The organism is Amycolatopsis sp. TNS106 (assembly GCF_019330265.1).
GTDB classification, from domain to species: Bacteria; Actinomycetota; Actinomycetes; order Mycobacteriales; family Pseudonocardiaceae; genus Amycolatopsis; species Amycolatopsis lurida.
Genome location: NZ_CP024972.1, coordinates 6,750,442 through 6,773,845, shown reverse-complemented (window position 1 = coordinate 6,773,845; position 23,404 = coordinate 6,750,442). Strand labels below are relative to the sequence as shown.

Genomic DNA, 23,404 nt, shown 5'->3' with positions numbered 1-23,404 from the left:
CGCCGAGTCCGCGCGTGAGAAGATCGACCTCCGCCGCCTGTTACGCACCAGGAGGCGTCTTCATGCGCAGACTGCTTTGCGCGATCGTCGCGGCCGGACTCGTGATCCCGGTTCCCCCGGCGGCCGCCAAGCCACCGGAGAAGGTCGCGTTCGAGGTGATGACCCTGGCGACCACGGTCGCGTCGCGCACCGACCGGCGGCCGACCGCGGGCGGGATCTTCGATCCGGTCGCGCGCAAGACCTTCATCTCGTGGTCCGGCAAGGCCGCGGACACCTACGTCCAGGCCTACGACCACCGGACCGGCGCCTGGACGGCGCCGAAGAAGATCGCCGACGGCGAGTCCGATCCGCACAACTACCCCACGATGCTGCTGGCCGGCGACGGGCGCCTGCTGATCTTCCGCGGCATGCACAACAAGCGGACCGTGCTCAGCCGCGCGCCGCTCGCGCATTCCCTCGACGGCACCTGGACCGACGTGGAGGTCCCCGAGGGGGCCGCGGCGAGCTACCCGATGCCGGTGAAGACCGTCGACGGCACGCTGTTCCTGTTCTATCGGGAGACCACCAAGGAACTGGATCCGGCGGCGGACTCCGACTTCCGCCCGATGAAGTACCTCGTTTCCCGCGATCACGGGAAGACGTGGACGAACTCCGTGCGGTTGACCGGGAAACGGTGGGCGTTCGGCTCGCTGGGCCGGTCCGACCACATGGACGAGGTCTATGTCGGGCAGCTGCGGTACCTGCCGTCGCGGGGGCGGATCCAGTTCGTCTACACGCTCGCGGGCGGTGGGCCCACGCAGCACAAGCACGACATCTACCACCGGAACGTCTACTACCTGTCGTTCGACGTCCACACCCTGCACTTCTTCTCCGCGGCGGGCCACGACCTCGGCACGCAGGTCGACGACGCCGAACAGGAACGGTATCTCAAGGTCGTCGAAACACCGCTCGAACTCCCCGGCGGGCTCAAGTCGCCGGACTACATCCTGCAGGTCGGCACCCAGCGCGACGGCGAACCGTTCGTCACCTGGTTCCAGTTCGACGCCGCGGGCTCGCCGCGCGATTTCGCGGGCGCGTGGAACGGCCGGAACTGGGAAGTGCGCGAAGTCGCGAACGGACTCCGATTGCGCGAGATCGAACAGCTCAATGGCGGCACATGGCGCGTTTACGGAACCCGGGACGGAAAGCCGAACATCGAAACGTTCCTGCTGGGGAACGGGCGCACCTGGCGGCCGGAAACCTTGATCACCACACCGAAACCGGTCCAGCGCGTCGAAGTGATCGCCGGTTTCCGGGACCCGGCCCGCATTCTGGCGACCGGCGCGGCCAGCGCCCGTGACGTCTCCGTGGCCGACGGTGACATTTATGTCGCGGGAACCCCGCGGAAATAGCCCATTGGTGTTCCGCTGCCTTAAATGAACCTCAAGTCCGGGTACAACCCGGCATTCCCGGAGTTACCTTTGGCGACGTGAGCGAGGACACAAATCCTCCGCTCACGTCGCCGGAGGAGGTGTCCGATGAACTGGCTCATCGTCGGTACGGCACTGGTTCTGCTGCTGAGCATCGCCTTGGCCGTCGACCTGCGCGACCGGAAACGCGGCGGACGGCAGGTGGCCCATTTCGGCGGAGCACGGCTCGACGCCGTACTGCGCCAGGCCGACATGGCCGACCGGCACACGACCTTCTGACGCTCGCCGGGGAGGGCGAGCAGGGGGAACTGGGGGCGCACCGCCGGTGCACGGGACCCGTCGGGGGAGGACGGAGCCCGTACACCGGCGGTGTGTCATTTCCGCCTACGCCGCACTCGCGTGCTTGGGGGCGTATCTCATCGATTTCAGCGCTCGAGTTCCTGCCGTGCCTTGTACTTCCCGATGAGCGACTTCGCCCCGGCGATCGCCGCCTTGCCCGCGCCCTTCGCGCTCGCGGCCAGGAACGTCGTCCAGTCGAAGTAGTCGCGCCACAGCACGATCCGGCCGTCGCGCACTTCGAACGTGCCGCACACCCAGAACTCGGCCTCCCACGAACCGCGTCGCAGGACGTCGGTGCGCTCGGTCAGCACGATCGGGCCGTCGGCGGCGATGTGGTGGGTGCGCGCCTCGAACCCGCTGCCGTAGCGGGCCATGGCGCGCAACTGTTTCTCCACCGCCGAAAGGCCGCGGGCCGGGGGCAGCGGGACGTTCTGGTAGACGATGTCGATCGCCACGAAGCCGAGCGCCCGATCGATGTCGAACTCTTCGAGTGCCTGAAGGAAACCGGTCACCACTGTCTTCGGATCCGTCATGCCTGCCAAGGCTAATCCGCTTTTGAACCGCCGGAAGGTCACAGCCGTATCACAGGAGGAGAGGGGCCGCTTTTCCCTGACTACGGAGGTATCGATGCGACGGCGACTGCCGATGGCCCTGTTCGGGCTGGTCGTCTGGGTGCTCGCGGGCTGCTCGACGGCCACGGGCGCCGCACCGGCGACACCGGGCGCCAACCAGGCCGACATCACCTTCTCCCAGCAGATGGTCCCGCACCATCAGCAGTCGATCCAGGTCGCGAACCTGGCCTCGGAACGGTCGGCCTCGGAGTACGTGAAGGCCACCGCCGCCAAGATCGTCAAGGCCGAGTCGGCAGAGGTCCGGACGATGACCGGCTGGCTGCAATCGTGGAACGCGGCCGTCCTGCCCGCGGCGGGGCACGCCGGGCACGCGATGCCGGGGATGATCACCGAAGGGCAGGTCGCCGCGCTGCAGAACCTGTCCGGCGCCGAGTTCGACAAGGTGTGGCTTCCGCTCATGGCCGAGCATCTGCGCAACGGCGTCGCGATGGCCAAGACCGTGCTGTCGTCGGGCGAGCACGCCGAGACCAAGGCGCTCGCACAGGAGATCGTGGAGAACCAGACGGCGGCGATCGACGAGATCACCGCGCAGCTTTCCTGAGCCTGTCCAATCTTGACTCGCACCCAACGTCAGAGCCGGATCACGCAAAGTATTGACGTTCCACTTTCGGGTGTCCTGGTCTTCCTGACCGACAGATACTTCCCCGCAGAGGACGCCCAATATGCAGGCATGAACACCCTGAGCGGCACGACATATGGGGCCAGACGGAGGCGGTCCAGCCCTACGGGAACTTTCAGAGCCGTCGAGAAGTAGTCGTACAACTACGCGGAACACGACAATCGCGGGTAGGGTTCACGCACCTCGCAGGAGAGCCGAGAACGAAAACCAGAGGGTGACCATTCGCCCACCGAACGTAGCAACTCTCACTGCGGCCGAAAACCGAAAGCGTGCCTTTCCTGGCAATTGGCCACTTGTTGATCCACTGGCCACGAAGGCATATCATTGCAGCAGAAGGAGGACTTCGCATGAACTTTCAATCCGGGGACGAAATCGGCGGCTGAGTGCACACTAGTCGTCACCATGGGAGGCCATCGCGTCATGGCCTCCCTTTTTCTGCTGCAAAATGACCCCGAACCGGCAGCCACCATCGACCCCGGTCGCTTCGATGGTGAACGACGGCGACTTACCCGAGACCGGTGGCCGCAGCGTGACACTCTCGATCCCCGCCTGCTTGAATCCCACCGGTTGACATCGTGCTTCGAATCCGGGCGGAAATTTCAGCGTGTACTCCACGCGCCCTATCGGCGCCTGGAAGTTGACCATGAAGTGATCCGCCTTGAAGTCCCGCATGAACGGCCTGCATTTACCCGGCCAGGCGATCGAGAGCAGGACGACGAACTCTTCACCCGCGGGAACCGGCGAGTGGAAGTGCACCAGGACTTCCAGCTTTTCCTGGGTCAACCAGCTTGTGGTCACCTCGTGATCGACACCGCCCACCCCTTCCGATATCGGGCTACACGACCGGACGACCACCTTTCGACGCTGGCGGACCGGCTGCTTCCAGCCGCAACCCACGTGCAGGCGGAAGAAAGTCAACTCCTGGTCGACGGCGATCGCCTTGACGGCCACCAGGTCGTGTGTGTCACCATTGGAATCGATCTCAAGCGTCTTCTTGAGTTCGGTCATCTTCCAATAGAATTGGGCCCGCTTGCTGATCTCGTCGATATAACGCTCGAACAATTCGCGATCCCGCCGGTTCTTCTCCCGTAGCCGCGATCGGCTCACCAGTGTCTGTCCCAGCATCCCGGCGAGCGACAGGAAACTGACGGCGGCGATGTACGAAATCAGCGTCGTGGCGTTGAAGATGAAGGAGAGCGCACCAGTCAGCGAAAGGAGGGTCAAGCCGAAGCGGAGAATTCCGGCTTTTGTGAGACCTCTGAACCCGTCGAAGACGAGTGCCAGTCGATTCTTCATTCGCGTCCCCTCGAGCACATCGATAAGGCCGCCCCTCTCCGCGCCACTTCGACACCCCAGCAGGTCGAGCGACTGGACGCGTCCTGCCGCGGGGCAGCGGTAAGTGCCCATCTGGTCGCGGTGCCATCGCTCGGCGTTACGCTCCCCAGCGCCGTGTGATCGGAACGTCACCGATCGGGAAGAGGACGCCTCCGCCGAATCAGACCCGCAACGCGAAAGCGCCGGTCTCCCTCGGGAAACCGGCGCTTTCGTCATGCTGGCGGTGGCGGTGGGATTTGAACCCACGGACGGGTATTAACCGTCACACGATTTCGAGTCGTGCTCCTTCGGCCGCTCGGACACGCCACCGGTGAGAACACTACCGGAGGCAGGTCGAGGCGATGAGAAGGGGGTCGGATCTACTTGTTGAACTTGTCCTTGAGGTCCTGCACGCCGCCTTCCGCGCGGTCGCGCAGGTCGTGTCCGGCCTCCTTGACCTGGCCTTCGGTCTGGTCGGCCCGGCCGGAGTTCGCGAGGTCCTGGTTGTCGGTCTTCTCGCCGAGCTTCTCCTTGGCGGCGCCGATGGCCTGTTCGGCCTTGTCCTTCGCCTTGTCGAAAACGCTCATGGCGGATGTTCCTCCTTCGACTGCGGTCGCCGTTTGCGACCGCCTGCCTCCGGGTTACCCGGGCCACGGGATCCGACACATCTGTCACCCGGTGCGGTTACCCCGTTGCCCGTGGAAGAACTCTTCGAGCAAGGCGGCGCATTCGGCCTCCAGCACGCCACCGACGACCTCCGCGCGGTGGCTGAGCCGCCGGTCGCGGACGACGTCCCACAGCGACCCCACGGCCCCGGTCTTAGGTTCCCAAGCGCCGAAGACGACCTTTGCGACCCGGGCCATCACGAGGGCGCCGGCGCACATCGTGCACGGCTCCAGCGTCACCGCGAGCGTGCAGCCTTCGAGCCGCCAGCCGTCGCCGTAGCGCTCGGAGGCGGCTCGCAGCGCCAGGATCTCGGCGTGCGCCGTCGGGTCGCCGAGTTCCTCGCGGGCGTTGCGCGCGGAAGCGAGCGGGGTCCCGTCCGGCGACAGGACGACGGCACCGATCGGCACGTCGTCGCCCGCACCTCGCGCCGCCGCGATCGCCGCCCGGACGGCGGCGATGTCGGCTGCGGAGGCGGCGGGGCTCAGATCTCGTCCAGGATCTTGGAGAACTCGGCGGCGAACCCGCACCGCTGCGCGACCATCTGGAGTTGTTCGTCCGGATAGAGGTCCACCTCGCCGACGATCACCTGCAGTTCGGCCCCGGGGAGTCCGAGGTCGGACAGGATCTCCAGGTCGCCTTCCGGCCAGACCGCGTCGTCGTCCTCGTCCGGGGGGTCGACTCTCAGCACGTCGAGGACGTCGGCGGCGATGTCGTAGTCGAGCGCCGCGGCCGCGTCGGACAGCAGCAGCGAGGGGCCTCTGGGACTCGGCCGGACGATCACGAAGAACTCGTCGTCGACCGCCAGTAGCCCGAACGCGGCACCGGTCGAACGCAGTTTTCCCAGCTCGGTGATCGCAGCGTCGAGTTCGGCGAGCGCCCCTGGATCAAGAGAGCTGCACCGCCACCGACCGTCCTCCCGCACCACGGCCACCGCGAACCCCGTGATCGGCTCTTGCACCGCCATGCGCACACCGTATTCCGCCCGCATTCGGAACGCACGCACGGTGCGCCTGAAGCGCCGCATGCGCCACTATCGAGACATGACCGGACCCACCGACCTGCCCACCCTCCCCGACGCGCGCTTCGCCGGATTGCTGGCGGAAGCCCGCGCGCTCCAGACGAAAACCGTAGAGCTCCGCCGGGAGATCCACCGGAATCCGGAGATCGGGCTCCACCTGCCGAAAACCCAGGCCTCGATCAAAGCGGCCCTCGAAGGCCTGCCGCTCGAGATCATCGAGGGCAAATCGACCACCTCGCTGACCGCCGTCCTCCGCGGCGCGAAGCCGGGCCCGGCGATCCTGCTCCGCGGCGACATGGACGCGCTGCCGCTGCACGAGGACACCGGCCTCGACTTCGCCTCCGAGGACGACGGCGCGATGCACGCCTGCGGGCACGACACCCACGTCGCGATGCTGGCGTCGGCGGCGCGGCTGCTCAGCGAGCACGTCGACGAGCTGGCCGGGTCGGTGGTGTTCATGTTCCAGCCCGGCGAGGAGGGCGAGCACGGCGCGCGCCACATGATCCACGAAGGGGTGCTCGACGCCTCGGGCGAGCGCGTCGAGAAGGCGTTCGGCCTGCACATCTTCACCCAGGTCGCGTCGGGCATCGTGCAGACGCGGCCGGGGCCGATCATGGCGTCGGCCAACAGCTTCCACGTCACGGTCACCGGCCGTGGCGGGCACGGTTCGGCGCCGCACCAAGCGATCGACCCGGTGCCGGCGGCGGCCGCGATGGTGAGCGCGCTGCAGACGATGGTGACCCGCAAGGTCAGCGTGTTCGAGCCCGCGGTGGTCTCGGTCACCCGGATCGAGGCCGGGACGACGACGAACATCATCCCCGAGACGGCGTTCCTGGAGGGCACGATCCGCACGCTGTCCGAGCGGACGCAGGCGTACGTGCGAGAGGAGCTGCCGAAGGTGTGCGAGGCGGTCGGCGCGGCGCACGGCGTCCGCGTGAGCGCCGAAGTCCTCCCCGGCTACCCGGTCACGGTGAACGACCCTCAGGTCGCGGCCCGGGTCCTCGATCTGGCGGCCGAGGTCCTCGGCGCCCGCAACTCCGAGGTCATGGAGAACCCGGTGATGGGCGCGGAGGACTTCTCCTACGTCCTCCAGCGGGTTCCAGGCGCCTTCGCGTTCCTCGGCGCCTGCCCGCCCGACGCCGACCTGGCCACGGTGGAAGCGAACCACTCAAACCGGGTGGTCTTCGACGAAGACGCGATGGCCAACGGCGTCGCGATGTACGCCGCTTTCGCGCTGGACGCCCTTCGCTAGCCATTACACAACAGCGTTGATTTAATGGGTGCCATGAGCGATGACACCCTGGCCGTCCTGGCCGCACAGGAGGAGCGCCTGGTCTTCCGCCGGTTCGACAACGAGACCGCGCTGAAGCTGGGCGCCCACCTGCTCGCGGCGGCACGGGACCGCGCCCTCCCGGTGACGGTCTCCGTGCGCCGCGGCGGGCAGCGGCTGTTCCACGCGGCGTTGCCGGGCACCTCGGCCGACAACGACGCGTGGATCGACCGCAAGAGCCGCGTCGTCGACCGTTACGGGCACAGCTCGTTCCTCGTCGGCGAACAGTTCCGCGCGAAGGGGACGACGTTCGAAGCCGATTCCCGGCTCGACCCGGACCGCTACGCCGCGCACGGCGGCGTGTTCCCGGTGATCGTCGAGGGCGTGGGCCCGGTCGGCACCGTCGGTGTCTCGGGACTGCCACAGGCCGAAGATCACGCGTTCGTCGTCGAGCAGCTGGAACTCTTCCTCGCCACGCCGTCCTGATCGGACTATCGACGGAGTTCCGGGGAACTCCGGCCGAGGCGCAAGGTGAGGAAATCGGCGCTGGGCGAGAGATCCGCGTAGTCGACCCGGTGGCCGCCGAAAGGGGACCCCCTCGGCCTTGACCACGTCCATCGTGAACGACACCGCCGGGCCGTCCTGCGGCCGGGCGTAGGACATCGTCACGATCGCGCGCCCCGCCGAAGCACAGGTCTCCCCGGGCGGGCACCGCTCGTCCAGCACCGCCAGATAGGCGAGGCGCAGGTCTTCGTCCGGGAGCACCGTCCAGCCGCCGAGCCGGAACGTGAACGCGTCACCCACCGCCGGCGGGCCGCACGAGGCGTTCAGGAACACGAGCATGAGACCGAACAGCACCAGCCTCGCCGGGGTCCCCCAGAGCCACCGCCTTCGCATACCGGGAGCACGCGCGGACCGGCCATCCCGGTTGCCTCGGACGCTTGTCCCATTTTCCGGGGCAAGTGTCCGAGGCGGCTCGCGTGCTACCGTGATTTGTCACATCATATATCAGATAGGGCATGCCAGTGACCTCCTCATCCCGCTTCGACGAGCGGAAACGGCGGCTGGCCGGGGTCGTGGCCATCCCGGTGACCCCGTTCGACGCCGACGGCGCCGTGGATCCGGACGCCTACGCGAAACTGGTGGACCGGGTGATCGTCGGCGGAGTCGGCGTCGTGACACCGAACGGCAACACCGGCGAGTTCTACGCGCTGGACGAGGCCGAGGCCCGGCGCTGCCTCGAAGTGACGGTCAAGGCCGCGGCGGGCCGGGCGAGCGTGGTCGCCGGCGTCGGGCACGACGTCCGGACGGCGATCGGCGCGGCACGGCACGCCGCGGAAGCGGGCGCGGAGCTGATCATGATCCATCAGCCGGTGCATCCGTACGTTTCGGCGGAGGGCTGGGTCGAGTACCACCGCGCCATCGCGGCGGCGGTCCCGGAGCTGGGTGTCGTGCCGTACGTACGCGACGCGCGAATCGACGGCGAGCGGCTTGCCAGGCTCGCCGACGCCGCGGAGAACGTCATAGGGGTGAAGTACGCGGTGCCGGATCCGGCGCGGTTCGCCGCGGTGGCGCGCGACGCGGGGATCGATCGCTTCACGTGGATCGCGGGGCTGGCGGAGCTGTCGGCACCCGGCTACTTCGCCGTCGGCGCGACCGGGTTCACGTCGGGCTTGGTGAACGTCGCGCCGTCCCTCTCGCTGGAGATGTTCCGCACACTGCGCGACGGCGACTTCCGCGGCGCGATGGCCTGCTGGGAACGCGTCCGGCCGTTCGAGGAGTTACGGGCCGCGGACGGCAACGCCAACAACGTGAGCGTGGTGAAGGAAGCGTTGGCACAGCTGGGTTTTTGCCGCGCCGACGTCCGCCCGCCGAGCCGCGCCCTGACCGGCGCGGAACGAGAGCAGGTCTGCGCGGCACTGGCGGACTGGGGCCTTTTCTGACCGTGTCCGCGCCCACTGGGGCGGGCGCGGACACGGTGACAGGTCAGAGGTCGTGGCCATCGACGATCGCGGCGTGGCCCTGATGGGCGCCTCGGGGCGCGCTGTAGCGCGGCGGGCGGCTGCTCACCGGCGAGGCCGGTGGGACCATGAGCGCGAAGAACGATGTCTGGCCGGTGCTCCTGTCTCCGATCGAAGCTCGCGATCGGACGGAACCGGGGGAAATTTCCCTCGATGTCTTCGACTGTACGCCAGAACGTGCTGCTTTGGTGAATTGCTTCCACTCCTCCGCCGTGGGACACTGGAAGAAGGCCACGGAGCGACCGTGGCGTGTTGTGGTACCAGTGCCTTTTCTCGGCCGACCCAGACCCCTTCGGTGTTTGTGAACCCGTTGCTGGATTGCCCACTTTCACGAACCAGAACGGTGTGATCTCCCCATGACCTCCACACAGACGAGGCAGGGCAGCGATTTCGCTGAACTGTCCAAATTGGTCAAGGACGCCGGCCTCCTCGACCGGCGGCGAAAGTACTACGCGCTGAAGATTTCCTTGAACCTGCTGGCTTTCGCGGGCGGCTGGGTCGCCTTCGCGCACCTCGGCGACTCTTGGTGGCAGCTGTTCCTCGCCGCGTTCTTCGCGATGATGTTCACGCAGCTGTCCTTCATCGGCCACGACGCGGGGCACAAGCAGATCTTCCGCGGCCGCAAAGCGAACGACGTCACCGGATTCGTCCACGGTGGACTGACCGGCCTGAGCTACGGCTGGTGGATCGGCACGCACACCCGCCACCACGCCAACCCCAACCACGAAGACGAGGATCCGGACGTCAATCTCGCCGCGCTCATCTTCACCAAGGCGCAGGGCACCGAACGGCGTGGTTTCCTGCGCTGGATGGCGAAATACCAGGCATTCCTGTTCTTCCCGCTGCTGTTGCTGGAAGGCCTGAACCTGCACGTTTCGAGCGTGACCGCCATGTTCCAGCGCGGCTTCAAGCGGCGGAAACTCGAAGCGGCGCTGATGCTCGCCCACGTCGCCGCGTACCTGACCGCGGTGTTCGTGGTCCTCTCGCCCGGTGTCGGCTTCGTCTTCATCGCCGTGCACCAGTGCCTGTGGGGCGTCTACATGGGTTGCTCGTTCGCCCCGAACCACAAGGGCATGCCGACGCTGTCGGCCGGGCACACGCTCGACTTCCTGCGCAAGCAGGTGCTCACCTCGCGCAACGTGCGCGGCGGCCCGGTCGTGGACTTCGCGCTCGGCGGCCTCAACTACCAGATCGAGCACCACCTCTTCCCGAGCATGGCGCGGCCGAACCTGAAGCACGCGCAGGTGATCGTGCGGGAGTTCTGCGCGAAGCACGGTATCGACTACGCGCAGTGCGGCTGGGCGGCGTCGTACGGCTACGTGCTCCGGCATCTGCACGAAGTCGGGGCGCCCCTGCGTGCTCGACCGGCGGCCGCGTGATGACCTCCGTCCGCTCCCTCGGCGACGTCGCCGAGCCAGCCGCCGGCGACCGGTGCCCGAGCTGCCCGCATCCGATGTCCGCGCACGACGCGATCGCCCGCCGCTTCTGCACCGCGACCGCGGCCGGCGGCTTCAGCCGCGGCTGCACCTGTGCCACGAAACCCGAAACAACCGAATAGAGGATCACCATGAACGCCGACACCGTCCCCGTCTCCCGGTACGAAATCCGGGTCGACACCGTGAAGAAGATCGTCACCGAGCACACCGACCTCGGCAACGAGGCGGCGTTCGCGCTGGCCGTGCACATGGTGCGCGCGCTCGACACCGTCCCGGAGCCCGTCCGCTGAGAGTGTGCCCTGGGTTACTCGCGCGTTAACAAGGCGTCAGCGAGGTCTCGTGGAGCGTCAGGGAGACGTTGCCGGAACGGCCTGGCCGGGTCGATCGGAGTTGTGCTGATGAGGCACTGACCGATCGACGCGGAGGTAACCGTGACGCTCACCGAGCTCCTGCCCAGCCTCGGCTGCGAGGCCGCCGACCACCTCGAACCCGGGGTCTGGCCACGGAGCACCCGGCTCGGGCCCGGCGGGGAACTGCTGTTCGCCGGCGCGCCGGTGTCCCACCTCGCCGCGAGGTTCGGGACACCGGCGTACCTGCTCGACGAGGACGAAGTCCGCCAGAACGCCCGCGCGTACCGGAAAGCGCTGCCGGACGCCGAGGTGGCGTACGCGAGCAAGGCGCTGTGCACCCGCGCGGTCCTGCGCTGGGTCGCCGAAGAAGGGCTTTCCCTCGACACCTGCTCGGCGGGCGAGATCGCGGTGGCGCGGTCGGTCGGCTTCCCCGCCGAGCGGATCCTGCTGCACGGCAACGCGAAAACCCCCGAAGACCTCAAGGCGGCGCTGTCCTACGGCGTCCGCCGGATCGTGGTGGATTCGCTCGACGAGATCGAGCAGCTCGGCGCGCTGGCCACCGGCGCGCAGCAGGTGCTGATCCGGGTGACACCCGACGTCGCGGCGGGCACGCACACGGCGATCACCACCGGCACCGAAGGGCAGAAGTTCGGCTTCTCGTTGCGCGAAGGGGTGCGCGACAACCTCGGCCGTGCCGTCTCCGCCGTGCTCGCGCAGCCCGGGCTCCGCCTGGCGGGGCTGCACTGCCACATCGGCTCGCAGGTGTCCCGGGTGGACTTCTACGAACTCGCCGCCCGCAAGATGATCGGGGAGCTCGTCGCACTTCGTGAGAGCCACGGCGTCACCCTGCGCGAACTGGATCTCGGCGGCGGGCACGCCGTGCGTTACCTGCCCGGCGACCCGGGCTTCGACATCGACGGCTACGTGCGCCGCCTGCGGGTCGCGCTCGCTTACGAATGCACCTCGCACGGCTTCCCCCTGCCGAAGCTGACGATCGAACCGGGTCGCGCGATCGTCGGCCCGGCGGGCATCACCGTGTACCGGGTCTGCGCGGTGAAACGCGGTTCGCGCACTTTCGTCGCCGTCGACGGCGGGATGAGCGACAACGCGCGGCCCGCGCTCTACGGGGCGGCGTACACCGCTCGCCTGATCGGCAGGCGCAGCCGCGCGGCCAGGCGGCCGATGACGGTGGTCGGGCGGCACTGCGAATCGGGTGACGTCCTCGCGGACGGGCTCTCGCTCCCCGACGACGTCCACCCCGGCGATCTGCTCGCCGTCCCGTGCACCGGGGCATACCACCACTCGCTCGCGTCGAATTACAACCTCGTCGGCAGGCCGCCGGTGGTCGGCGTTTCCCGAGGTACGGCGACGCTGCTCGTCCGCCGCGAAACCGAGGAAGACCTGCTCAAACGCGATCTCGGCTGAGGCGCCGTCCGAAATCCTCGGCACCCGGCCTGTCAGGCGACAGAATCCTTTGCCCGAAGGGGCAGAGAAAGAGAATCGCGACAAACAACTTAACGGCGGTAGCATTCTGGACATTGATCGATACGCTGCGCGACAAGAATCGCATGCCGAAACAAAGGGAGGGACGGCATGGGTGACGAACCACGCGCGCAGATGGAGCAGCGCACACCTAGAGGTTTGGACAATACCGATCGCACCCTGATCGCTCTACTGCAAGTCGACGGGCGGGCCTCGTTCACGGCCTTGGCCAAGGCCGTCGGACTGTCGGAGGGTGCCGTGCGGCAGCGGGTACAGCGGCTGCTGCGGGACGAGACGATGCAGATCGTCGCGGTCACGGATCCGGCGAACGTCGGGCTCGGCCGTCAGGCGATGGTCGGGATCAGGGTCCACGGCGATCCGCGGGCGGTCTCCGACCAGCTCTCCGGATTGCCGGACGTCCATTACGTCGTGCTGACCGCGGGAGGCTACGACCTGCTCGCCGAGGTCGCCTGCCGGGACGACGAACACCTCTTGAGCGTGCTGAACGACGACATCCGGCCCATCCCGGGTGTCGTCAGCACCGAAACCCTGGTCTACCTGAAACTCGCGAAACAGACGTACGCCTGGGGCAACCTCACGCGGTAGACCTTTGTCCGGTCGTGAGTGTTTTGGGCCGCCGGAACGACCCGAAACACTCACGACACTTCGAAATCCGCCAGACGACCCGCTAGACGCAATGCAGGAACGCGTCGGGAGTCCGCCGCCCGGAATCAAGACCGCGGAGGACTTTCGGCAGCGTCCCGCTGTACACGACCCCGAGCCGCTGCGTCGCCCGCGTCAGCGCGACGTACAGTTCCGCCTCGCCGCTCGGGCCTTCCGCGAGGATGCGCTCCGGCTCCACCACGAGGACGGCGTCGTACTCCAGCCCCTTGGTCGCGGAGGGCGCGATCGCACCGGGCACTCCCGGCGGCCCGATGACGACCGACGTCCCCTCGCGACCCGATTCCGCACGGGTGAACTCGGCGACGGCGTCTTCGATGTCCCTTTCGGACAGCCGACGCGCCCACGGCCGGACACCGCACGAACGCACCGAGTCCGGCGGAACGGCGCCTCTCGCGAAACTCGCCAGCACGGAAGCCGCCACCGCCATGATCTCCGAGGGCGTCCGGTAGTTGACCGTCAGCTTCCGGTACACCCAGCGATCGGCGACGTACCGGGAGAGCATCGAGTCCCACGACCGCGCGCCCGACGGCGACCGTCGTTGCGCGAGATCCCCGACGATGGTGAACGACCGGCTGGGGCAGCGCCGCATCAGCACCCGCCAGTCCATTTCGGACAGTTCCTGTGCTTCGTCGACCACGACGTGGCCGTACGTCCATTCCCGGTCGGCCGCGGCGCGTTCGGCCAGATCCCGTTCGTCGCGTTCGGCGAACCGGTCCGCCAGCTCCTCCGCCATCAGCACGTCCGTCGGCCGGAGCGCGAACTCGTAGTCGTCGTGGTCCTCTTCCACCTCGACGATTTCCAGCACCCGCTCGGCGTACTCCTTCCGCGCCAGCCGCCGCCGTTCCTCCTCCCGGCGTTCCGCGGTGCGGTCGACGCCGAGGAGTTCGACGGCTTCGTCCAGCAACGGCACGTCGGACACCGTCCACGCGTCCGCGTCCTCGCGGAACAGCGCCGGATCGGCCCCGGCCGCCCGCAAGCGCTCCGGTGAGGCGTAGAGGCCCGCGAGCAGCCGCTGCGGCGTCAGCGACGGCCAGAGGCGATCGAGCACCGCCCGGAGCTCTTCGCTGGCTTCCAGGTCGCGTCTGGCGTTCTTCAGCAGCTCCGGGCGCGTGTGCTCGTCGGCGGACGGCAGCCAGCCCGCGCCGAGCCGGTCGACCGCGCGCGTGGCGAGCGCGGCGATCACCGCCCGTTCGAAGACGGCCTTCGCCTCGTTGTGCAGCAGGCCGCTTTCCCTGGCGGTCTCGCGCGCGGCGGCCGCGACCTCGGCGTCCAGCGGCACGGTGACGTCGTCGAGTTCGATCGGCTCCGCCTCGGCGGGGAGTTCCTGCCGGTCCGCCACCGCCGCCGCGAGCACGTCCAAAATCGCCAGCGACCCCTTCAGCCGCTGCACCGCCGGCGGATCCTCGCGTTCGGTGCGCAGACCGGCGACGAGGTCACCGGGCGTCGCGAAGACGGCGCTGGTCTCGCCGAGCGACGGCAGGACACGGCCGATGTGGTCGAGGAAACCGCTGCTGGGCCCGACCACGAGCACCCCGCGCCGCTCCATGCGGTCCCGTTTCGTGTACAGCAGATACGCCACTCGATGCAGCGCCACCGCCGTCTTCCCCGTTCCCGGACCGCCTTCCACTACGACGACGCCCGGGTGATCCAGCCGGATGATCTCGTCCTGCTCGGCCTGGATCGTGGCGACGATGTCCCGCATCCCCTCGCCGCGCGGCGCGTTGACCGCGGCGAGTAACGCGGCGTCGCCGCGTTCCCCCGCCGATTCCGGACGGCCGAAGACCTCGTCGGTGAAGTGGAGGACGTCGCGGCCGAGAGTGCGGAATTGACGGCGGCGCGCCATTCCTTCCGGGGACGCGCCCGTCGCGCAGTAGAACGCGCGCGACGCCGGAGCCCGCCAATCGAGCACCAAGGGTTCGTAGTCGTTCTCTTCGTCGAAAAGACCGATCCGGCCGACGTACGACCGTTCTCCCGAAAGGGCGTCCAACCGGCCGAAACAAAGACCCTCGTCGGCGATCTTCAGCCTCGCCATCTCACGTGCCTTGGCGCCGACCGAGACCTCGCGGTCGGAAAGCGCGAAGCCTTCTCCCCGCAGTGCACCGGCATATGCCTCCTTCACCCGCGCGCGTTCGGCGTCCAGCCGCCGGTAGAGCGACGCGACGTACTGCCGTTCGGATCGCAATTCCTCGTCGTACCCCTGATTTGACAAGTTCCCCTCACAGCGGTTAGACTGACAACACATTCGGCGCTTCAGATCAGTCATTCTGATTTGGACGCCGATTTTTTATTGTCCACCGCTTGTCAAGAGGGACCCGGCATTTCCCGGTAAACGGTCGTGCGCGATAATGGGGACGGACATCCGCCATTACCGCGCACGATCCGCTCAGCCGAGCATGAACTCGCGGGGCTCCAGCGCTCGCGCCACCACCCGGATATCGCCGAGCCAGCCATGGAACGCCTGCTCGACGATCGAGTCGTAGGCGTAGGCGCCGATCAGCCACGAGCCGCCGGGGTTCGCGATCCCCGCGGCCGGCGTCTTCGGATTCCGCAGCACCGGGCAGCCGTCGACGTAGAGCGTCGTGCGCCTGCCGTCGTTGACCGCCGCGACGTGGATCCATTCCTCCAGCGCCAGTTCGTGCCCCCAGCAGGTGGAAATCCCGTTCTGGTTCACCGGGAACACCGCCCACTGGAACGCGGCACCGTCCGAAAGGGACAGTGTGGCCGAGGGTTCGCCGGGATCGTCGCCGGTCTTGCCCGCCTTGCCGCCGGCGCCCTGCCTGCCGAAGATCGCGGCCCAGGCGTGCTTTCCGTCCTTGAAATCCGCGGGCAGCTTGACGAACGCTTCGACGGTGTAGCCGCGCGCGAACGTCTCCGCGTTCATCGGCGCGGAGTCCGCCGTGCGCAGATATCCGCCGCGCGCCGGTTTCTTGCCGCCGTCGAACCGGAGACTCGACCTCGACGGCTGCCGCCCGGAGAACTCGCCGGAGAACCGCAACGCCTCGGGCGCGCTGCCGGGCAGGGTCACCCGGACCAGGTCGTTGCCCCGCCCCGAAAGGTCACGGACACCGTCCACCGGCGTGCCGTCACGCCCTTCGAACCGCCAATAGGCCACGGTCCCGCGGATCAGCTGCCGTTCGGCAGGCCGCGCGGGCGGGACCGGGACCGGCGCGAATCCGGCGAACCTCGACTCGAAGTCGATCTCCAGGCTGAAGTAGTCGGCCGGGCCGGTGCGTTCGATCTCCTGCCGTTGCAGCTCGTTCAGCCGCGGCGCCTGGTCCGCCAGCCATGGCGAGACGGTGCGGACGTCGATCACGTTCCGCGCCAGGTCGAAGCGGTAGAGCCGGATCATCGCGCTGCCGCCGTAGTAGCGGTCCTGGTAGTTCGTGATGTGCAGATGGACGTCGTGGCCCGCCCGGTTCTGCTTCACCGCGCGTCCCGGTGGCCAGAAGTGCCCGTTGAGCGTCAGGAAGATCTGATCGTTCCCGTCGATCAGCTCGTCCCAGACCTTCTGCCCGAACTCCGAGAACCGCGCCTGCCCGGCCTCGTCGGCCCATACCAATTCATGGATGGTCAGGATGGCCGGAAGCCGCAGGTTCCGCGCGAGCACCGACCGCGCCCACTCCAGCCCGCCCGCCGACGGCCGCCAGTCGAGCGCGAGCAGCAGCCACTCGCGGCCGCCCGCACGGAAGACGTGGTGGCTGTTGTAGCCGTCCGGGCTCGCACCCCGGAAGGTCCGCGAACCCCGCTGCCGGTGCGGCCCGAACGCGTCCAGGTACGGCGTACGGCCGCGCTGGTCGTCGGTGGAGGACTTGATGTCGTGGTTGCCCGCCAGCGTGCTGTACGGGAACCGGCGCCGGTCCAGGTGCTGGAACGAGCGGCTGATCTGCTCGAATTCGCCGGGCTGCCCGTTCTCGGTGAGGTCGCCGAGATGCGCCAGGAAGACGATGTTCTCGTCGCCGCCGGTGACGTACCGCAGGGTGGCGTCCAACGGCGCGGGGTCACCGCGGTCGGCGTCGAAGAGGTACTGGGTGTCGGGCAGCACCGCGAGGGTGAAGCGGCCGTCTTCGAAGTCCGGGTCGTGCCGGCCGAAGGTCGCCGAAGCGGCGGGAGCACCTAGCGCGGGTAACGCGGAGACCGCCGCACCGGCGCCGAGCAGGCCCGCGCCGCGCAGGAAGGTCCGTCTGGAGGAGTCGTTCACGGCCGCAACCTACGGTCGCGGAGGCAACGCGTCCCGAACCGCGGATGAACACTTGCCCCGCTCGGTAGCTTCGTCCCATGGGGAACGTCAAACGCTGGCCCGTGCTCGCCGGGGTCGGTGTGGTGGTGGCCGCGGCAGGCTGGTGGATCGTGGACGAGATGCCTTCGGTGGACGACACCGTCGCGAGGGAGGCCCTGCCCGGAATCGACGAGAATCTGCGCGCGCTCGCCGGTTCCAGGGAGGCGGGAATCCGGTGGGTGTGCACGCAGAAGGTGATCGAGACCCGGCCAGACGGCGACCTGGTCAAGATCGGCCTGGTCGCGAGCTGCGACGAGGTCGCGAAAGAGGGCGACGGGCTCGTCACGCGCGGCGGATTCCGGCGGCAGCCGATGGTCTACCGCGTCGAACGGACCGCCGGCGGGTACCGCGTGCTCGACCGGAAGGTCGCGAAGGACGGGGCGGGCTACTCGCCTTCGGTCAAGGAGATGTTCTCGTGGGTCGGCGCCCGCCGGGTGCTCGGCGGCGCGAGCCCGGACGACCCTCGCGACGTCTCGCCCGCCGCATTCGGCCTGCCCGACGGCACCCCGGTGCGCACCGGCCGCTGATCAGTCGCCGTTGCGGTCGATCTTCTTCGGCACCACGAACCACATGACGACGAACAGCACCGTCGTCACCACGCCGAGGATCGTCATCGCGATCGGGCCGAAGACGACCTTGGCGATGAGCGCGACGGTGGTGGTGATGGCGGCCGCGAGGCAGCCGAGCCCGACCAGGACGGACCGGTTGCCGACGGTGAGGATCCGCTCACGATTCCCGGTGCGGAACAGCAGCCGGTGCCACGCGGCGGGCGCCGTCAGCAGCACCGTCGAACAGACCGTGAGCAGGACCGCCGTCAGGTGGACGGATTTCTCGAATCCGCTCGCCTCGTGGAACTCGTCGGTGAACACCACCGTGAGCAGGAAGCCGAAGAGGATCTGGACACCGGCCTGCGCGACCCGCAGCTCCTGGAGGAGCTCACTGACGTTGCGGGTCAGGCGTTCGTTCTTCGTCTCGCCGGTGTGCTCGACCATTCAACGGCTCCAAGACCATCGGTTGACGCCTGACCTTTTCATGCCAGCCGAGCGAAGTCACTGACACCACGACCACGGCGAGGCCCAGCCACTGAGTACCCGACAATTCGGCGTTCAAGCACAATACGCCGATAACGGCCGCCGTGACGGGGAACGCCAGCTCGGCCAGTGTCGCCCTGGCCGCGGGCGTCGACCGCAGGCCCACGTAGTACAGGCTCAGCGCCAGCAAGCCGGGGACCAGCGCGAGCAAGGCGAGCCCGAGCGCGTTGTCCCAGCCGACCGCGAACTGGCCGCCCTGGTACGCCACGATGCCCGCCGAGACCGGGAGCCCGACCGTGAAGCGCAGCGTGGTGACCTCCTTCGGCGCCAGTTCGGTGGAGAGCAGCCGTCCGAGCACCGTGCCCGCCGCCCACAGCGCGGCCGCGCCGACCGCCAGCAGCGCCGCCTTCGCCGCGGCGACCTGGATGTTCAGCGGATCCTTGAAGGCCAGCAGCCAGGCGCCGAGCAGCGCCGGGATCGCGAACAAGGCGTACCCGGGGCGAACCCGCTCACGGAGGACGAAGTACGCCGCCAGCACGGCGAACACCGGCTGGAGCTTCTGCAGTACCAACGGCGTCACGGGATCGCCCAGTTTGAAGGCCGCGGTGAACATCGCCGTCGCGAGCGCGGAAGACCCGCCGCCGATGGCGAGCACGGCCAGCCATTCCCGCGGGCCGGTGCGGCGCAGCGCCCTGATGGCACCGGGGATGAGGGGACTCAGCACGAGCACCACCAGCAGGTGCTCCCAGAAAACGACCGTGGCCGCCGGGAGCGCCTCGGCGAGCGGGAGCCGCAAAAGCCCGTCGGTACCCCAAAGAGCGGCGGCGACCGCGACCAGCCAGGTGCGATCCGAAGGATTTGTACTCACTTACCCTGCCCATAGTTCGAGAATGATCGCCCGACCGAGTGACCACCCTGGCGTGTCCGATTCGTGCGGACTAGGCAAGGGGCATGCGCCCCGTCCCCGTACTCTCGCTTGTCCTGTCCGCGGCCGCACTGGCCCTGACCGCAGGCGCCGGACCGGCCACCGCCGTCCCCGGCTCCCGCGTCCACGTGATCACCGCCAAGAGCGGCCTCACGAGCTACAAACCCGAACTGGTGCCGCCCGGCGCCCGCGCGCACGTCTTCGGGCTGACGTCCAAGGCCCACGGCACCTCGACCGCGATCCTCGTGACCGGCCTGCTGCCCAACCGCGAATACGGTGCCCACGCGCACACGAAGCCGTGCGGTGCCACCGGTGATCTCGCCGGACCGCACTACCAGAACGTCGAAGACCCGGTGAAGCCTTCGGTGGATCCGGCCTACGCCAACCCTCGCAACGAGATCTGGCTCGACCTCACCACCGACGCCACCGGCCGCGGCGCCGCCGTGTCCAAAGTGGACTGGACGTTCACCGATCGGCGCGCGAACTCCATCGTGATCCACGAAACGCATACGCACACCCACCCGGGCCACGCCGGGACCGCGGGCGCCAGGCTGGCCTGCGTGACCGTCGGTTTCTAGAAGCCCCAGGTACGTTCGGGCCGGATCCTGATCCGGACGTGGTACTCCCGGTCGAATTTCGGGACGTCGTAGTCGATCGCCGGATAGTGCTTCTCGTACTTTTCGAGGAAGCCCGGCTGCTCCGACGCGACACCGTCCGGCAGGATCTCGGCCTTGCCGCCGATCACCAGGATCGAGCCGCCGTGCTCGTCGCTGTTGAAATGAAGGCTGACCTCGGGGTTGCCTTCGATGTGGCGGGTCTTCGCCGTGTCCGGCTGGCTGAAGACGATGATGTCGTCACCTTCGAGCACGAACCACACCGGGCGGGGCGAAGGACGGCCCTTCGGGCTGATCGTGGTCAGCCAGGCGACGTTCTCCTTCGCCCGCTCGGCGAGCCGCGGGTCGGGTCGGTAGCTCATGAACCGACCAACCACGACCCGGCGGCTTTTCTTCCTCGTCCGCTCAGCGGGACGCGACGAGTTTCGCGTACCGCGACCCCGCGCCGAGCAGCACCAGTCCGGCGATGAGGAAGGCGGCGACCCTGGCCAGGCCGTCCAGCGCGGCGAGGTCGAACAGCACCAGCTTCAGCACCGCCGCGCCCACCAGCACGAAACCGATCACCCGCAGGTTGACCGCGGAGATGCCGCGGACGAGCAGCACCAGCGCGGCGACCGTCCAGGACACCGTGATCACGACGTGGCCGACCAGGAAACCCGACCGGCCGGGAACGGCCAGCATCGCGCCGCACAGCACCATCGCGCCCGCGCCGTAGAGCCCGCAGACCCCGGCGACGAGCCACGGCACCACGTTCTCCGCTGCGGCCTTGAACAGCCCGAGCCGGTGGGCGACCCACGGAAGCGTGATCGAGACGGCCAGGATCGCCAGTGCCACCAGGAAGGCGGCGACGAGGTCGGCGTCCGGACGGTTCCGGATCAGGAAGAAGAGCGTCGGCGGGACGTCGAAGACCAGCGCGATCATGCCGCCGATGACGGTGAAGCCCAGCCCGCCGAAGAGCGCCACGTGCTTCTTCGTCCACAGCGCGACCAGTGCCAGCAAGACCCCTTCGCCGATGAGGATCGCCGAACGGGCACTGCCGTCGAACAGCGTCATCGTCGTCTGAAGGGCCGCGACCAGCCCGGCGGCGCCCGCGAGATCACCGGTCCAGCCGTCGAGCCACTGCCCGGCCGCCCACACCGCGAGCAGCACCAGCGCGACCGACGCCGTGACGAGCACGGCCGGGGTCTTCGGCAGGAACAACGCGGCGAGCAGGGAAGGCGCGGGGGCGACGGCGAGCAGGGCGAGCGCGGCGGCGTCTCCGGGCCGCTTGGCGGTGACGATCAGGGCCAGCGCGAGCCCCACGCCTCCCGCGGCCAGCGCGGCGGCGGTGTTGGCCGTGCTACCGCCGACCCCGGCGAACGCCGTGCTGAAGACCGACGCGACCAACGGCGGGATCCCCGCCGCGACCGCGACCGACGGCCACGACTGGCGCAGCTGCACCGGCGTTGACGCGACCTGGACCGCCAGCAGGAACGCGACCAGTTGCGGGGTGAAACCCTGCGTGATGATCGGCGCGCAGACCACACAGCCGAGCACGACGGCCGTCGCGAGCAGCGACGACTTCCACCGCACGGCCAGCAGCAACCCGCCGACCGCGATCAGGAGCCCGAGCGCGAGACCGGCGTAGGCCGGGAGGTACTCGTACATCGTCGTCGCGGCGATGGCGTCGAGGTACAACGCGCCGATGCCGGTGGCGGCGAGCGCGAACGCGCCCGTGCGGCCCGCCGGCGTGCGGTGCAGGCGAAGCCCGATCCCGACCAGTGCCGCGCCGAACACGGCACCGCCGATCACCCGCGGCAACGGGCCGAACCAGCCACGCTGGATCGCGAGCACGAGGAACAGCACGATGCCGAGCAACGTGACCGCGCCGCCGATCCAGGCCAGCAGCCTGCTGCCCGCGCCTTCCTTGCCCAGCTTCTCGGCGAGCGACACCTTCGGCGCGGGCTGGTACGGGCGATAGGGCTGCTGATACTGCTGGCGGTACTGCTGTTGCTGCCACTGCGCGTACTGGGCCTGCTGGTACTGGGCCTGCTGGTATTGCTGCTGGTAGTGGGCGTACTGCTGGTGCTGAGGGTGGGGGTGGGCGTACGGCTGCTGCGGCACCTGCGGCTGCGGGGTCTGCTGGGGCGGCACCTGAGGTGCGGGCTGCTCGGCCTGCGGCTGCGGGGCCTGCTCGGCCTGGGGCGGCGTCTGCTGCGCGGGCTGTTCGGCCTGCGGTTCCTGCTCAGGCGCCTCTTCGTGCTTCGGCTCCGCCGCGGACTGGACGGTCCGCAGCTCCGTGCCGACCCGCGCGAGGCGGGCCCCAAGGTCGTCGATCTCCCCGGCGAGCCTGAGGAGCACATCCCCATCGGTGGTCATGGCGATCAGCATGCGGCCTCAGACCCGTTGAGGGATCCGTAGCACTACTCAATCGTGATGACGATGTGGTCGCGACCTGCAAGATCATCGCGATCGAGCCACACGCGGAGCGCCCGCAGAAGGTCGGCATGCTTAACAGGGTTTCGCCCGCCGCCATGGATCCGCCGCGTTGCACAGTCGCAACGAGACGACCTTTTTCATCCCATCTCAGGAGATGTCTAGCCCGCCCTTGACGGTTGCGTCTAGCCCTCCCTAGACATACCCTGTGAGACGACGAGAGGTCATCAAGAAGATCGCTGTCGCCGCCAGGCGGCAAAGCGCGGCGTGGATCCTGGAACGGGAAGGCGCCAACCACACCATCTACACCTTGAACGGCGTAGTGGTGCCCATCCCGCGCCATACCGAACTGGGCGAGGTCTTCGCCGTCGACATCTTCAAGGAATGCGAGGGCGTCCTCGGGAAAGGATGGTGGAGGAAGTGAAGACCTACCACGCCGAAGTCACTCGCGACGGAAGGTTCTGGCTCATCCGCGTCCGCGAGATCGACCGTTCCACCCAGGCTCTCCGCTACAAGGACGTCGTGACGATGGCCAACGAGCTCATCGAAATCATGGACGGCGTCGAAGACGACGAATACGACTTGCACCTCGAAGTGCGCCTGCCGAGTTCGGTGAAGGATCACCAAGCGCGCGCCGAAGTCCTACGCGAAGAGGCTCAACGCAAGCAGGCCGAAGCCGCCGCGGAACACCGTGCGGCAGTTCAAGAACTGCTCGCTCTTGGGGTTTCGCAACGCGAAGCGGGCGAAGTGCTCGGCATGTCGTTCCAGCGAGTCAGCCAGTTGGCGAAGTCGTCCTGACGAACCCGGCACACGGGGCATCATGAGTCACCGCCTGGAACCAGTGCTCCGAACCGGCCGCTGAACAGCAACGACCCGGCCCACCTGCGAGTGACAGACACCACA

26 protein-coding genes and 1 tRNA gene are annotated in these 23,404 nt (G+C 68.3%); 15 read left to right on the top strand and 12 right to left on the bottom strand.

Annotation, left to right across the window (positions count from 1 at the left end):
• Nucleotides 1-62 precede the first annotated feature (62 nt).
• Both CVV72_RS31150 and CVV72_RS31145 read left to right on the top strand, forming a co-directional pair.
• Nucleotides 63-1,391, top strand: coding sequence for a BNR-4 repeat-containing protein (locus tag CVV72_RS31150; protein WP_219147347.1), 1,329 nt, complete (start codon nucleotides 63-65; stop codon nucleotides 1,389-1,391).
• Between the two features lie 126 nt (nucleotides 1,392-1,517).
• Entirely contained in the window at nucleotides 1,518-1,688 is a 171-nt protein-coding gene (locus CVV72_RS31145) for a hypothetical protein (RefSeq protein WP_167373521.1), read from the top strand.
• 146 nt (nucleotides 1,689-1,834) lie between these two features.
• Here CVV72_RS31145 and CVV72_RS31140 read toward each other — a convergent pair whose 3' ends face one another.
• Entirely contained in the window at nucleotides 1,835-2,281 is a 447-nt protein-coding gene (locus tag CVV72_RS31140) for a limonene-1,2-epoxide hydrolase family protein (protein WP_219147346.1), read from the bottom strand.
• Nucleotides 2,282-2,375: 94 nt separating this feature from the next.
• Between CVV72_RS31140 and CVV72_RS31135 the strand changes: the two genes are divergently transcribed.
• Nucleotides 2,376-2,921 (top strand): DUF305 domain-containing protein, encoded by a 546-nt coding sequence (locus tag CVV72_RS31135; RefSeq protein WP_219147345.1) that lies wholly within the window; start codon nucleotides 2,376-2,378, stop codon nucleotides 2,919-2,921.
• A gap of 468 nt (nucleotides 2,922-3,389) precedes the next feature.
• Here the strand turns inward: CVV72_RS31135 and CVV72_RS31130 are convergent, their stop codons facing one another.
• The 5 genes from CVV72_RS31130 to CVV72_RS31110 form a co-directional block, all read right to left on the bottom strand.
• Nucleotides 3,390-4,295, bottom strand: a complete 906-nt coding sequence (locus tag CVV72_RS31130) for a hypothetical protein (RefSeq protein WP_219147344.1) — start codon at nucleotides 4,293-4,295, stop codon at nucleotides 3,390-3,392.
• A gap of 257 nt (nucleotides 4,296-4,552) precedes the next feature.
• Nucleotides 4,553-4,643, bottom strand: a tRNA-Ser gene (locus CVV72_RS31125).
• A gap of 50 nt (nucleotides 4,644-4,693) precedes the next feature.
• Entirely contained in the window at nucleotides 4,694-4,900 is a 207-nt protein-coding gene (locus CVV72_RS31120; RefSeq protein WP_007035155.1) for a CsbD family protein, read from the bottom strand.
• An 84-nt stretch (nucleotides 4,901-4,984) separates the two neighbouring features.
• Nucleotides 4,985-5,386, bottom strand: coding sequence for a nucleoside deaminase (locus CVV72_RS31115; RefSeq protein ID WP_241783701.1), 402 nt, complete (start codon nucleotides 5,384-5,386; stop codon nucleotides 4,985-4,987).
• Between the two features lie 74 nt (nucleotides 5,387-5,460).
• The gene (locus tag CVV72_RS31110) at nucleotides 5,461-5,943 is read right to left on the bottom strand and encodes a tRNA adenosine deaminase-associated protein (protein ID WP_199745611.1); all 483 of its coding nucleotides are present in this window, start codon (nucleotides 5,941-5,943) and stop codon (nucleotides 5,461-5,463) included.
• 76 nt (nucleotides 5,944-6,019) lie between these two features.
• Between CVV72_RS31110 and CVV72_RS31105 the strand changes: the two genes are divergently transcribed.
• From CVV72_RS31105 to CVV72_RS31070, 8 genes are all read left to right on the top strand, one after another.
• Nucleotides 6,020-7,249 carry a M20 family metallopeptidase gene (locus tag CVV72_RS31105; protein ID WP_219147342.1) on the top strand — a complete coding sequence of 410 codons (1,230 nt, stop codon included), beginning with the start codon at nucleotides 6,020-6,022 and terminating at the stop codon, nucleotides 7,247-7,249.
• A 33-nt stretch (nucleotides 7,250-7,282) separates the two neighbouring features.
• Complete coding sequence (locus tag CVV72_RS31100) at nucleotides 7,283-7,753, top strand: heme-degrading domain-containing protein (protein WP_219147340.1); 471 nt, start codon at nucleotides 7,283-7,285, stop codon at nucleotides 7,751-7,753.
• A 539-nt stretch (nucleotides 7,754-8,292) separates the two neighbouring features.
• Nucleotides 8,293-9,210: a dihydrodipicolinate synthase family protein gene (locus CVV72_RS31095; protein WP_255632313.1), complete on the top strand. Its 918-nt coding sequence runs from the start codon at nucleotides 8,293-8,295 to the stop codon at nucleotides 9,208-9,210.
• Nucleotides 9,211-9,644: 434 nt separating this feature from the next.
• Nucleotides 9,645-10,667, top strand: a complete 1,023-nt coding sequence (locus tag CVV72_RS31090) for an acyl-CoA desaturase (RefSeq protein WP_219147336.1) — start codon at nucleotides 9,645-9,647, stop codon at nucleotides 10,665-10,667.
• Nucleotides 10,667-10,846: an RGCVC family protein gene (locus CVV72_RS31085; protein WP_219147334.1), complete on the top strand. Its 180-nt coding sequence runs from the start codon at nucleotides 10,667-10,669 to the stop codon at nucleotides 10,844-10,846. Before CVV72_RS31090 ends, CVV72_RS31085 begins: the two co-directional genes overlap by 1 nt.
• Nucleotides 10,847-10,855: 9 nt before the next feature.
• Nucleotides 10,856-11,014 carry a DUF6307 family protein gene (locus CVV72_RS31080; RefSeq protein ID WP_167373519.1) on the top strand — a complete coding sequence of 53 codons (159 nt, stop codon included), beginning with the start codon at nucleotides 10,856-10,858 and terminating at the stop codon, nucleotides 11,012-11,014.
• A gap of 141 nt (nucleotides 11,015-11,155) precedes the next feature.
• On the top strand, nucleotides 11,156-12,499 hold the full coding sequence (gene lysA, locus CVV72_RS31075) for a diaminopimelate decarboxylase (protein WP_219147332.1): 1,344 nt from the start codon (nucleotides 11,156-11,158) through the stop codon (nucleotides 12,497-12,499).
• Nucleotides 12,500-12,667: 168 nt separating this feature from the next.
• Nucleotides 12,668-13,162, top strand: coding sequence for an Lrp/AsnC family transcriptional regulator (locus CVV72_RS31070; protein ID WP_034314503.1), 495 nt, complete (start codon nucleotides 12,668-12,670; stop codon nucleotides 13,160-13,162).
• An 82-nt stretch (nucleotides 13,163-13,244) separates the two neighbouring features.
• Here the strand turns inward: CVV72_RS31070 and helR are convergent, their stop codons facing one another.
• On the bottom strand, nucleotides 13,245-15,449 hold the full coding sequence (gene helR, locus CVV72_RS31065; protein ID WP_304511292.1) for an RNA polymerase recycling motor ATPase HelR: 2,205 nt from the start codon (nucleotides 15,447-15,449) through the stop codon (nucleotides 13,245-13,247).
• A gap of 174 nt (nucleotides 15,450-15,623) precedes the next feature.
• Nucleotides 15,624-17,438: a LamG-like jellyroll fold domain-containing protein gene (locus CVV72_RS31060; protein WP_219147328.1), complete on the bottom strand. Its 1,815-nt coding sequence runs from the start codon at nucleotides 17,436-17,438 to the stop codon at nucleotides 15,624-15,626.
• Between the two features lie 77 nt (nucleotides 17,439-17,515).
• Between CVV72_RS31060 and CVV72_RS31055 the strand changes: the two genes are divergently transcribed.
• On the top strand, nucleotides 17,516-18,043 hold the full coding sequence (locus CVV72_RS31055; protein ID WP_219147326.1) for a hypothetical protein: 528 nt from the start codon (nucleotides 17,516-17,518) through the stop codon (nucleotides 18,041-18,043).
• On the opposite strand, the gene CVV72_RS31050 is transcribed toward CVV72_RS31055, so the two are convergent.
• Together CVV72_RS31050 and CVV72_RS31045 are read right to left on the bottom strand one after the other, a co-directional pair.
• Nucleotides 18,044-18,508, bottom strand: coding sequence for a DUF6328 family protein (locus CVV72_RS31050; RefSeq protein WP_219147324.1), 465 nt, complete (start codon nucleotides 18,506-18,508; stop codon nucleotides 18,044-18,046).
• Nucleotides 18,453-19,415 (bottom strand): DMT family transporter, encoded by a 963-nt coding sequence (locus CVV72_RS31045; protein WP_219147322.1) that lies wholly within the window; start codon nucleotides 19,413-19,415, stop codon nucleotides 18,453-18,455. Before CVV72_RS31045 ends, CVV72_RS31050 begins: the two co-directional genes overlap by 56 nt.
• A gap of 83 nt (nucleotides 19,416-19,498) precedes the next feature.
• On the opposite strand from CVV72_RS31045, the gene CVV72_RS31040 reads away from it, so the two are divergent.
• Nucleotides 19,499-20,050, top strand: a complete 552-nt coding sequence (locus CVV72_RS31040) for a superoxide dismutase family protein (protein WP_034314490.1) — start codon at nucleotides 19,499-19,501, stop codon at nucleotides 20,048-20,050.
• Here the strand turns inward: CVV72_RS31040 and CVV72_RS31035 are convergent.
• The gene (locus tag CVV72_RS31035; RefSeq protein ID WP_219147320.1) at nucleotides 20,047-20,448 is read right to left on the bottom strand and encodes a TIGR03667 family PPOX class F420-dependent oxidoreductase; all 402 of its coding nucleotides are present in this window, start codon (nucleotides 20,446-20,448) and stop codon (nucleotides 20,047-20,049) included. The genes CVV72_RS31040 and CVV72_RS31035 overlap by 4 nt on opposite strands.
• A 43-nt stretch (nucleotides 20,449-20,491) precedes the next feature.
• On the bottom strand, nucleotides 20,492-22,456 hold the full coding sequence (locus CVV72_RS31030; protein WP_219147318.1) for a DUF2339 domain-containing protein: 1,965 nt from the start codon (nucleotides 22,454-22,456) through the stop codon (nucleotides 20,492-20,494).
• 253 nt (nucleotides 22,457-22,709) lie between these two features.
• Between CVV72_RS31030 and CVV72_RS31025 the strand changes: the two genes are divergently transcribed.
• Together CVV72_RS31025 and CVV72_RS31020 are read left to right on the top strand one after the other, a co-directional pair.
• Complete coding sequence (locus CVV72_RS31025) at nucleotides 22,710-22,925, top strand: hypothetical protein (protein WP_219147316.1); 216 nt, start codon at nucleotides 22,710-22,712, stop codon at nucleotides 22,923-22,925.
• Nucleotides 22,922-23,299 (top strand): hypothetical protein, encoded by a 378-nt coding sequence (locus tag CVV72_RS31020; protein WP_219147314.1) that lies wholly within the window; start codon nucleotides 22,922-22,924, stop codon nucleotides 23,297-23,299. The genes CVV72_RS31025 and CVV72_RS31020 overlap by 4 nt, the downstream gene beginning before the upstream one ends.
• Nucleotides 23,300-23,404 lie beyond the last annotated feature (105 nt).

Coding starts and splice junctions, on each gene's coding strand:
- CVV72_RS31120 (WP_007035155.1), bottom strand. CDS start 4,900: ATGAGCGTTTTCGACAAGGCGAAGGACAAGGCCGAACAGGCCATCGGC.
- CVV72_RS31085 (WP_219147334.1), top strand. CDS start 10,667: ATGACCTCCGTCCGCTCCCTCGGCGACGTCGCCGAGCCAGCCGCCGGC.
- CVV72_RS31070 (WP_034314503.1), top strand. CDS start 12,668: ATGGGTGACGAACCACGCGCGCAGATGGAGCAGCGCACACCTAGAGGT.
- CVV72_RS31030 (WP_219147318.1), bottom strand. CDS start 22,456: ATGCTGATCGCCATGACCACCGATGGGGATGTGCTCCTCAGGCTCGCC.
- CVV72_RS31080 (WP_167373519.1), top strand. CDS start 10,856: ATGAACGCCGACACCGTCCCCGTCTCCCGGTACGAAATCCGGGTCGAC.
- CVV72_RS31145 (WP_167373521.1), top strand. CDS start 1,518: ATGAACTGGCTCATCGTCGGTACGGCACTGGTTCTGCTGCTGAGCATC.
- CVV72_RS31150 (WP_219147347.1), top strand. CDS start 63: ATGCGCAGACTGCTTTGCGCGATCGTCGCGGCCGGACTCGTGATCCCG.
- CVV72_RS31135 (WP_219147345.1), top strand. CDS start 2,376: ATGCGACGGCGACTGCCGATGGCCCTGTTCGGGCTGGTCGTCTGGGTG.
- CVV72_RS31090 (WP_219147336.1), top strand. CDS start 9,645: ATGACCTCCACACAGACGAGGCAGGGCAGCGATTTCGCTGAACTGTCC.
- CVV72_RS31050 (WP_219147324.1), bottom strand. CDS start 18,508: ATGGTCGAGCACACCGGCGAGACGAAGAACGAACGCCTGACCCGCAAC.
- CVV72_RS31100 (WP_219147340.1), top strand. CDS start 7,283: ATGAGCGATGACACCCTGGCCGTCCTGGCCGCACAGGAGGAGCGCCTG.
- CVV72_RS31130 (WP_219147344.1), bottom strand. CDS start 4,295: ATGAAGAATCGACTGGCACTCGTCTTCGACGGGTTCAGAGGTCTCACA.
- CVV72_RS31105 (WP_219147342.1), top strand. CDS start 6,020: ATGACCGGACCCACCGACCTGCCCACCCTCCCCGACGCGCGCTTCGCC.
- CVV72_RS31055 (WP_219147326.1), top strand. CDS start 17,516: ATGGGGAACGTCAAACGCTGGCCCGTGCTCGCCGGGGTCGGTGTGGTG.
- CVV72_RS31140 (WP_219147346.1), bottom strand. CDS start 2,281: ATGACGGATCCGAAGACAGTGGTGACCGGTTTCCTTCAGGCACTCGAA.
- CVV72_RS31110 (WP_199745611.1), bottom strand. CDS start 5,943: ATGGCGGTGCAAGAGCCGATCACGGGGTTCGCGGTGGCCGTGGTGCGG.
- CVV72_RS31035 (WP_219147320.1), bottom strand. CDS start 20,448: ATGAGCTACCGACCCGACCCGCGGCTCGCCGAGCGGGCGAAGGAGAAC.
- CVV72_RS31040 (WP_034314490.1), top strand. CDS start 19,499: ATGCGCCCCGTCCCCGTACTCTCGCTTGTCCTGTCCGCGGCCGCACTG.